A 10,367-nucleotide genomic window follows, 5' to 3' on the forward strand; every position below is an offset into this window, starting at 1 on the left:
ACGAAGTTCAACCCGCGGATCGCGGGAACCAGCGACACGTCTATGGCGGACATGCTGGAGCAGAGTCTGGCCAACCTCGGCACCGACTACATCGACCTTTACTGGATTCACAATCCAGCCGATGTGCGGCGGTGGACTCCGCACCTGATTCCGTTGCTGAAAAGCGGGAAGGTCAGACATGTCGGCGTCTCGAACCACAACCTCAGCGAAATCAAGCTTGCCGACCAAATCCTGGGCGAAGCCGGGTTCCGGGTCGAAGCCATCCAGAACCACTATAGCCTTCTCTACCGCGGCTCTGAGCACGCTGGCATCCTGGATCACTGCCGCAGCAAAGGGATCCGCTTCTTCGCCTATATGGTGCTCGAACAGGGCGCCTTGACCGGAAAATACAACACGGAGAACCCGCTGCCGGAAGGCAGCAGCCGGGCGAAGATTTACAATGGCATGCTGGCTCAGTTGAAGGCTCTGACGGACAAGCTCGCCTCGATCGGCCAGAGCCAGGGTGCAGCAACGGCCGATGTCGCGACAGCGTGGGCCATCGCCAAGGGTACGACGCCGATCATCGGCGTCACCAAGCCCCACTATATCGATGGTCTGGTCCGCGCCAGCAGCATCACGCTCTTCGGTGACGACATCGCGGAGTTGGAAGCTCTTGCCGACGCCGCTAAGGTGAACACCCGCGGCTTCTGGGAACAAGAGATGTAAGTCTAAGTCCTCGGACTGCAGTTCTGGGCAATATGACAGGGCGATCTCGCGTCCGACTCTGGCGCAATGGGCCGATAGGCCTACTTGTGCCAGATGCCGCTTTCGGGCTCGGTCCGCCGCCTGCTCAGTGGGCAGAATGGGGCGCATTCCTTCCGCAAGATTCGTCGCTCCATGGCCAAAACACTCAGCTTCCAAGCTACCTGGGAAGCCGTCACGCCATCTCAAGGTGAGAGGGTTCCATTCCCTGCGCGATAAGCGGCGCGGGAGACTTCGAATGCGGGTGGGAAGCGTTAAGTCGCCGAGCCACGATATCGTGGTTGAGCCACAGGACGGGACCGGAGGGTTCGGAAGATTCGCCAAAAATTAGCTGCCCGGTTGCCTTCACAACGAGACTGCTCAGGAGGTCGCTGATCATCAACTTGCTATCCCGATGCATCTGGGTGATCTCGTTGGAGGTGCCGATGGTCAAATCGGCCTGTGCCTGGCTGTTTGCCATGGGCCATGCCGAAAAGTCATAGAACGGACGCATGACCTCGCTGGCCTGCATGTCGGTGATCTTCCGGAAGACATCCTTCATGGTTAAGCCGTTGGCCAGAAGCTGCTGGCAGGCCTGCCACTGTTCGTCTGCCCATGGGCCCCCGTTTTCTTTCTTCAACGCAAGCAGCAGCGGTATCAGGGGCAGCTCGATACCCGTAAACACATCGGACGAATTGGTCCGGATTTCGGGACAGTTATAGACAGTTGCCTTGATCCCTGTCGCCCAGGCTTCCTCTGCAATACCTTCGAGCCGCATCTTCGCATAACCCTGGGTATAGTTGGTGTAGGTCTGCCAACGATAGTTTCCGTCAATGAGGACCGCCGATCCGTGGTAACCATAGGCCGTATATCGTATTTGACCGCCCGAAGCCTCCACGCGCTCGCGGATCGCCGCGCTAAAATCAATGAGATGGCGAAAGGTGTTTGCGGAGACGTCGTCAAAATTCTGCAGGATGAGTTTTCCCATGTCACTGTCGAGCAAGGTCTGCGACGACATGTGGCGGGCTCCGGTCCCCTTGTAGATCCGATTGGCGACGACCAAGAATACCTTCGCCTTCGGGATGCCCCCGGCCATTGTGTGGGCGAAGAAAACATTGCGGCCAGCGGCGATCATTCCGTCGAGAACGGTCATGACTTTTGAAAGCGACTCCGTAAAACGCGCAGTGGCGATGTCGCGGCATTGCCCGACATAGTCCCAGTCGAGCTTGTCGCGTTCCCAGCTCTCAAGCGTCATCTTTGCCAGGAGATCAGTGGGAGTTGGGCCGTCTGCGGGCGCATCGAGATCAAAACCCGCCATAAGAGGTATGTTGATGATCCTGCCGCCCAGCCGGGCCTCCGCCGAAGACAGTTCCTCGGCGTCGAGCGGCCGCAGCGCGTTGTTCTCGTCGCGCCGCCCGACGGTGATCCCCACAATCTCCATTCCCGCCCGTCTGGCTTCCTCGAGCAAGCCGGTGGCGTATCCGCGGCCGAACAGTTCGCCGAAAAGCACGAAAACATCACCTTTACGGAAGACCGTGTTCTCGGAAAGACGATTCAGTGCAATCGGATTTTCCATCTGTCAGCTCTTTGATTCGTGTGTCGTCGAGCAATGGCTCATACGAGCTTTCACAAAGACATGACCGCACTGGCATAAAATGGGAACTCATTTTCGATGACCGTTCATTTCAAAACGTGAAGTCGGCCTCTGTTGTTCCTACAATGCGGCGAAATGCCGAGGCCGTTGGAGATCGGCGCGCCGATACCGAAACGAGTTCGCTGGAAACGCTCGTCCTACGGATGCTTGCGAGGCCATTGGCTGTCTGAGGCTCAATGTTGGCGCGTTCTATCATTGTCGAAGTCACCTATCGGCCGCATTCCGGACGTGACCGCTCGAACGGCAGACCGACAGCTTCCAGGAACTAATGCGGGTGGTGTGAACGACCGGCATGAGGGCGCGTTGCAGATTGGCAGCTTTCTCCTCACCCGTGATCACTGATCTCCAGTATCCGACCCTCACGTGTCGTCGGGCCTTCTCAAGGATCTTAATGGCTGGGTCATGATCGAATGATCGTCGGTGCCATCGTCGCCTTGCCGGGTGACCAGATCCTTTAGTTCAAGGGCACTGAGAATAGGGAGTACCCGACCTTGCCACCCGCATCCCAAACATACTGGTCGCTCCCAAAGTCGGCCGACATCGCCGTCGTATTCTCCGACCTCCGGATGTAAATGGGAGGAGCCGCACTTGGGGCAGGCCAGTGGGACGCCACGGATTTCGTGGAGAATGATGGAGCTGATATTTCCGACAGCGAAATCCATCATCGAGAGCGCCAGTTCGGCGTCTCGCCAAGTCGATGATTTCGAGTGCGCAAGCCAGTTTGCAAAGGTCCAGGCTGACTCTGCTGCACCTTTCAGTAGGCCGCGCCGTTCCTTGTTCGTGTCGCCTGGATAAAGGTCGTTGATGATGATCTCGATCCAACCTCTGAAATTTTCTCGTTTCGGAGGATCCCCGGTCCATCGCGCAGAGTCCTGCGCAGCGCCGATGAAGTCCAGCATCACTTCTCGAGATCTCACTCCTATAGTCTGAAAATCAGAGAGCCGCATCGCGCTGGAAAGCGAGTCATGAGCGTCACGGAGTTTCGCGAACGTTGTTCCGAAAGGGAGCAGCCGCATTGCTTCAGGAGCTTGATCTTGAGGTCGTTCCTTCGGTGTCCGGATCCGCAATCCCATGTGGAAGGTGAAGCAGAGATCCATGTTGGGAAACTGCTCTTGGGAATAGAGGTTAAGCGGATTTGTTATCACCCACCACCGGTCCTTGGTGGTATGGATGTCCCAAACGGCGTGTGGCGTACCAAGTATTGCCTCGACGTAAACCTTCTGCAGGAAGGTGATCTCAAGCTCGGGAGCTTGCCATTCGAAGTACCCGCGAACGTCGTCCTCTTCTTCTTTCGTTGCTCTTAGCATCATTTACCTCCACACGAGCTCGCGACCTCCGAAGTTGCCGCCGCAGGGAAGTGCCCCCCAACAAAGACCATGCGCATTGCTCTGGTTGAAGACAATCCCTGCCAGGGCAAAGACCTAGATAAGTCTGATACCCAGACGACATATGTCACTTGTGCGACCCGCTTCCGCAATGTCCGCTTTCGGATTTCGTGCGGGGCTATCGAACGGCGGATTTGAAGGCGCATTGCTGCCATTCGCGTCGCCGTGAACGAAGGCTCCGTTGGCAGTATGCGGAAATAATTTCCGATCCCGCGTAATGGTCCCAGGTGTAGGTCTCGGGCCTGATTGCACGGAGACTTGTAACGTCGGGACCACTCTCGGTGAGTCGCCTGCGAAACTTTTCATCACCTATCTGATACCACGAGCCAATTGAATATCTGCCGGCAATGTGAATACGAATTTCGCGCCCTGCGGTTCGTTTTTCTCCACCCATAACTGCCCACCATGTGCCTCCACGATCGAACGGCAAATCGCCAGCCCCATCCCCATCCCCTGCTCTTTCGTCGTAAAGAACGGCTCGAATATTTTGGCTGGAAATTGGACACCCTCACCGAAGTCACTGATTTCGATCCGAACCAGGTCCTTCTCCCGGCGTGCACGTATCTGAAGGACCCTCTCAGTCGAGACCGCCGCCATTGCCTCCATGCCGTTGCGGATAAGGTTGACCACTACTTGCTGTACCTGGACGCGATCGAATGCAACGAGCCGAAGGTCGTTCTCAATTTCGCCGTCGATGCGGATACGCCGACGCAGCGCTTCCTCGGCCATCAGATCACGCGCCTCGAGGATAACACCGTCGAGCGTCGTACAATCCCGTGTGTCGGCAGAGCGCTTGAACAAAGCACGGATGCGGCTAACGACGTCTGCCGCTGAGTTTGCACTCTGAATGATGCGTCCCAGCGATTTCTGCGCCCTTTCTAGATTTGGTGGATCGGTCGTAAGCCAACTCTGGCAGGCGCTCGAATAGTTCATCACCGCCGACAAAGGTTGATTGACCTCATGAGCAATGGATGCCGAAAGTTCGGCAAGACTCGCCGCCTGGCTTGCGCGCGCGAGGCTATCCTGTGCCTGGCGCAGATTTTCCTGCGCTCCTACCTCCGCGTCGATGTCTAGGAAGATGGCGTTCCACTGAACAATAGCGCCGTCCGCGTCGCGCATCGCCGCAGCACGGGTCTCCACCCAGCGAAACTCGCCGTCAAAGCGCCGCAAGCGGTGCCTCCGCGCATAGGGTTCTCCCGTGGACAATGAATGGGCATATTGCTTTTTTATGCTGGCGAGATCGTCGGGATGAAGGCAAGCCTCCAGAGTGCGGTCCAACCGTGTTTTCCCTGCACCGTCCAAGTCGGTAAGCTCGTAGCCAAAAAAATCGCTCAACTGCTGGCTGCGGAAGATCGGCTCGCCATCGGGCGTAGCGCACGAAATCATTGCCGGCAGCGTATCGACCAGTTGCCAGAGAAACCGCTCTCGCTCGCGCAACGCCTCCTGCGCGCGCATTTCGTCTTCGATGTCGATTGAGGCAATGTACCACTGTACGATCGCGCCCTGCGCGTCACGCAGCGGTTGTGCGCGCGCCTCAATCCAACGATAGACGCCATGTTTATCGCGCCGGCGAAAACGGTTTACGAAAGGTTCGCCGGTTGCGAAGCCATTTGACGCCTTTTGAAACATTACAGGAAAGTCTTCAGGGTGGGCCACGTCACGGGCCAGGGCCGTGAAATCCTCGATGTGCGCCATTGGCGAACCAACCTGCTCCAGGTATCGTTTGCTGATGTACACAAGTTTACCCGACGGCGCGAAACTCAGGATATTTATGGGCACAGCATCGATCATTTGCTCGAGCTGCTGCTTGCTGCTCCGGAGCGCTTCTTCGGCCTGCAACTGGTCATCGATATCGTGGCAAAGGCCGTACCACTGAAGAATGCGACCGTCCTCATCTCGCATCGGTTCAGCGCGACCTAACATCCAGCGATAGACGCCATCCGCGCGACGCAAGCGATAGTTCAAGGAGAAAGCTTCCCCAGTGGCGAGGGAGCGATTGAGCGTCTCTGCCAGCCGAGTTGCGTCATCAGGGTGAACGACGGCTGCAATGGCCGATGCCAATCCACTCATTCCCGGCCTATCGTAGTCCCCTACGCCCAAACCGAAGAATTCGATCATGCGCCTGCTGAAGAAAACCGGCTCGCCCTCAGGAGTCAGCCGCCAGAGCAGACTTGGAACCATGTCAACGAGTTGCGAGATTTCCCTCTCCCGGTTGCGCAACGCCTCCTCGGCTTTCTTACGCTCAGTGATATCAATAAAACCGACGAGACTCTTGTCGGCCACGGCGCCGGGGCGGGCGGTCGTGAACAGAACGTCGATGACACTGCCGTCCATGCGCGCCACCTTAGTTTCTTCTTGGAAGACCTCCTCACCGCGGTAACGCGCCTCAATGGAACGCCTTATGGTGGAAACGCCCGGTTCCCAGTAGCGGGTGATTGGCGTGAGCAATTCTTCCGCATTTTTTGCGCCGAACATTTCGATCGTGTGTCGGTTGACTTCTTCAACCTCCAGTGCCTCCACCGCCTGCGCTAAAAATTCGGGGTGCTCATCGATATAGGCTTCGAGTTCCACCACGCCCTGCGCTCGCAATTCCTTAAAGAGCGGAACGAGCTTGCTGGCGTCTATCTGAGTAAGGCCTATCGGCATATAATGGAATAGGTCCCGATAGCGGCGCTCGCTTTGGCGCAGGCTCTCCTCCGCCGTCACCAAATCATTGATATCGAGGCACACACCATACCATCGCAGAATCCGGCCATCCCTGTCGCGCAACGGCTCCGCACGCCCCTCAGTCCAACGATGTGTTCCATCTGATCTGTGCTGGCGATACTTCATTACAAAAGCGGTGCCTGTTTCGAACGCATGCGTGAGCGCCTGTTCAACCGCCTGCCTGTCCTCCGGGTGAACATCGGCCAACGAACGTGAGGCGTCCGGCGTGGTCAAGTCTTCCAGAGTGAGACCAACCGTGTCCATAAGCCGCTTGTTGATATAGGACGGCGTTCCTTCAGGTGTTGTACTCCAGATTTGAGCGGGAACAGCGTCAATCAGCTGTTGGAGCTGTCGTTCACTTTCGCGCAATGCTTCCACACTCCGACGCAAGGCGAGCATCGCCTGCTGGTGTTGCCGGGAGATTGCGGCCACGATAAGCGCCGAAAATGCCGAGATGGCCAGAAACAGCTGCAGCATGACCTGTTGCTGCCTTTGGGATTCGGGATCGCCGACAAACTGGCTGTCACCGGATATCGTAAGTGCCATCGTCATGAGTGCGAGGAGTGTCAGGGCGACGGCTGCTCCTCTGAATTCAAAGCGCACCGCGACCCAAAGAAGAGGAGGCAGGATGATGTAGGGAGAAGGCAGGTAGTCATCGGTCAAGGCAAGCGCTGCGATCCCCAGAAAAATCAAACCCAAGACTGTGGCTTCAACCCAGTGTGCGGCAGAAAGTCTGGCCTTGTTACGCCAGGACTGGATCAGGACGAGCGTCGCCGGCGCCACGAGCAAAACTCCGGTAGCGTCTCCAATCCAGAACAGCGGCCATACCGCCGTGAAGGTTTGTGACTTTACCCCAAACCACGCAAGCGTCGCACTCCCCACTGTCGCGCTCAGGAGCGGCCCGACGCCAGCGCCCAGTGTGACAAACGCAATAACTTCACGCACGTTTTCCAGGCGGACCGGGCGCTTACATGCGCGATTAACCAGCGCTGCGCCGGCAGCCGCGCAAAGGGCGTTTCCGAGATAGATCAAAAAGCCGACAGGCAACGGACTCTGGAACCATGTGAGTTGCGCGAACATCTCCGCCATGCAGCCAACCAACATCCACCATGGCCAACTGTACGGAGAAGTGAGGGCGAGCGTCGCGAAAAAGATCCCGCCCGGAGGCCAGATAGAAACAGTTATTCCTGGAACGATAGCAAGCGCCTGTGCGAACCCGCAGCCCAACACATAAGCTATAAAAAAAAGCCCGAGGTACAAAGATTGGGGGCGATGCGACCAGACGGACATCATCGGTTGACTCCTGGAGGAACACGACAGGCATGGAACGGTGAGCGCTTCGTTCAACAGCTGTCCACCTCTCCGATAGTCCTATTCATGCACGATAGTAGTCCCATCATGCTAGTCGTCGCGGCGACCCACCATGTAAAAATTAATAGAGGTTGGAATTTTCTGATCTGCAACTATTGCGCAGAGATAGCCTGAACTACGCAGTATTCGGCAATACGGCAATACGACGTGCGGTCCTTCCATATTGCCAAATCGAACGCGCGACCGCTGTCCTCCGTCTGACCTTCTGACATATCATCAATGTTAGGTCCTTGGGAAAAGAGCCGAAACCATACGGAGGTTTAGACGGTTGAGAGCGGGCTTAGTCGGGTCCAGACTGAAGAGCTTTCCGATTGAATACCCAATGGAAGGCACTTCGCGCTGCGGATAATCTTTCACACCTTCTTGTTGGCGCAAAACGCAAGACGAGGCCCGGAAGGATTGCCGGACCTCGCTAGAGCCGCGGATGAAAGCAGCGGTCGGCTACCGAATTTTCCCGGTAGCACAGGTAATAATGCGTCGTTGCCTACCGGAACGCTTAGCAGTCAGACGCATGGTAAACTGCTTCTGCCGGATGCGGTCGCCGTCAGTAGTCCCAGAAGACCGGCACCCAACGAAAAGCGTCGCCGGCAACAGCCACTCGCCCTAAAGAAGGGAACGGGAGATGGGTTGCCACCAGCAGCTCGCCGTTTGTCGCCAACTGCCGCAAAAGATCGACCCGGACGCGAGCCGCTTCTTCGGGGTCATGTTCGAACCCATTGTGCCAATCCGGCTGATCGAAGCCCACGGCAAATACCGCGTCACCTGCGAATGTCAGCGCATCGCTTCCGGACGCAACGCGAATTACACAGTGACCCGGTGTATGACCGCCGGTGCGACGGGCGATCACGCCAGGAGCGACCTCGTGCTCCTCGTCAAATAGCCGTAGATAGCTGCGGTACTCGTTCAGGAATTTTTTGGCGGTCGCGCGAAGTGCATCAGGAAACCCCTGCGGCATCTGGGTGTGGGAGAAGTCGGGTGCCTCCCAAAACTCGACTTCGGCGGCAGCAACATGAATCCGCAGATCGGGACGGAGCCGTTCCTTCACCCCTTCGACGACAAGCCCACCAATGTGGTCCATGTGCAGATGGGTGAGCACCAGGTCGGTCACGGATGCTAGATCGATATCGGCAGCCGCAAGGCGTTTGACCAACTGTCCAGCCCGAGGCAGGTTCAGATCTGGATCCAATCCCAATCCCGCGTCGAGAAGTATGGTCTGCTCGCCGCTGCGGACAACGACCGCGTTCAGCGGCCAGTCGAACGCATCCGCTGGCAAGAACATGTTTTGCATCCATGTCGCCCGAACCGCGGGGTCGGCGTTGTGTCCCAACATTTGAGTTGGGAGCGGCAGAACCCCATCACTGACGATCATCACATCAATTTCACCGATCCGCAGCGCGTAGCGCGACGGAACCAGTTCTCCAGTGCCCGGCTTACCGGGATGAAAGGTGTTTTCCGCTGGGATTTTTATTTCCTGCGGACCCGAGGTCCGGGTTTTTGTTGCTGATTGCGACATGACGCACTCCTGTGTTGCTTGGAACGAGCCTTCCACTTTCCATTCGGTCGTACGCTGCAGTCGCGTACATTTTTGAATTCGGCGCACAAACGAACGTGCCTGGACACAACCGTATTCGAACGCTTCCTCTGTGGCGGCTCCCAACACATTTACAGTCGCTGTCAGGTGTCAGTAATCCAAACTTAGGTTTAGGGATGACGGCCGCGGCACACAGCGATTTGGAATCCGTTCACGGTTGACGTTTGCTTCGAATGCGAAAAATTGCCGGCAACCACAACCGATCCCGTTGGAGCCTGGTGATCGCCCAATATCTGTCTGCTGTTCACGTAGCCAGCAGCGCAGTCGTCTCTCCGGCAGGAACGACGAGACCCGTCGCCCATCTCGACGGTGCAAGCGTCATTCGAAATGAGCCACCCATCCATCCGATCTAACGCCAAGATGGACGGGTTTCGGGAATAGCTTCGACAGGCATACAGGCGCCCCTCGCGGATCGCCTGTTACCGAAGTGGTTTACACTAGGCCGGCCTTATCGAGGCCGTAGGCCTTGTCCGCGGAACCAGGAACAGAGCGCATAGCCACGCTCACGCGATTCCCGGCGTTGATGGACATGATTTGGAACGTTAGATCCGAGATTTCCTTTTCCGAAAGCTGGCCACGCACCCGTTCGTAAAGCTCATCCGATACACCGGCGTCCGGAAGCTTGGTCAGAGCTTCCGTCCATGCTAGCGCCGCTCGTTCGCGCGGGCTGAACAAGTTGGAGTCCCGCCAGCTGGCAAGATGATGGATGCGAAGAGGCCGCTCCTGATGCAGCGTTGCTTCTTTGGTATGCATGTCGAGGCAAAAAGTGCATCCGTTCAGCTGGGACGCGCGAATATCGACGAGATCAAGGATTGAACCGCCCCGGGTTTGCCGGAGACCGTTTGGTTTAAGTTATGCGGCCATCGCTGGCGCGTCCAGCATGGCGTAGTATTGTTCTTCTGCCTCTGCAGGCGGAATGTTTCCGATTGGCTCCAGAAGA

At 57.0% G+C, this 10,367-nt stretch carries 5 protein-coding genes and 1 pseudogene; 1 reads left to right on the top strand and 5 read right to left on the bottom strand.

Annotated elements, in window-relative coordinates:
- A partial coding sequence (locus C5J24_RS31430) for an aldo/keto reductase (RefSeq protein ID WP_105423668.1) occupies nucleotides 1-705 on the top strand: 705 nt, incomplete at its 5' end.
- 211 nt (nucleotides 706-916) lie between these two features.
- Here the strand turns inward: C5J24_RS31430 and C5J24_RS31435 are convergent.
- The 5 genes and pseudogenes from C5J24_RS31435 to C5J24_RS31455 form a co-directional block, all read right to left on the bottom strand.
- The gene (locus C5J24_RS31435) at nucleotides 917-2,296 is read right to left on the bottom strand and encodes a hypothetical protein (RefSeq protein WP_105423670.1); all 1,380 of its coding nucleotides are present in this window, start codon (nucleotides 2,294-2,296) and stop codon (nucleotides 917-919) included.
- Nucleotides 2,297-2,733: 437 nt separating this feature from the next.
- Complete coding sequence (locus C5J24_RS31440) at nucleotides 2,734-3,684, bottom strand: hypothetical protein (RefSeq protein WP_172724207.1); 951 nt, start codon at nucleotides 3,682-3,684, stop codon at nucleotides 2,734-2,736.
- Nucleotides 3,685-4,068: 384 nt separating this feature from the next.
- Complete coding sequence (locus tag C5J24_RS31445; RefSeq protein ID WP_105423674.1) at nucleotides 4,069-7,758, bottom strand: PAS domain-containing protein; 3,690 nt, start codon at nucleotides 7,756-7,758, stop codon at nucleotides 4,069-4,071.
- A 622-nt stretch (nucleotides 7,759-8,380) separates the two neighbouring features.
- Nucleotides 8,381-9,349, bottom strand: a complete 969-nt coding sequence (locus C5J24_RS31450; protein WP_105423676.1) for an MBL fold metallo-hydrolase — start codon at nucleotides 9,347-9,349, stop codon at nucleotides 8,381-8,383.
- Nucleotides 9,350-9,859: 510 nt separating this feature from the next.
- Nucleotides 9,860-10,231 (bottom strand): annotated as a pseudogene (locus tag C5J24_RS31455) (carboxymuconolactone decarboxylase family protein); the annotation flags it as partial.
- Nucleotides 10,232-10,367 lie beyond the last annotated feature (136 nt).

Source organism: Neorhizobium sp. T25_27 (genome assembly GCF_002968565.1).
Classification (GTDB): Bacteria; Pseudomonadota; Alphaproteobacteria; order Rhizobiales; family Rhizobiaceae; genus Neorhizobium; species Neorhizobium tomejilense.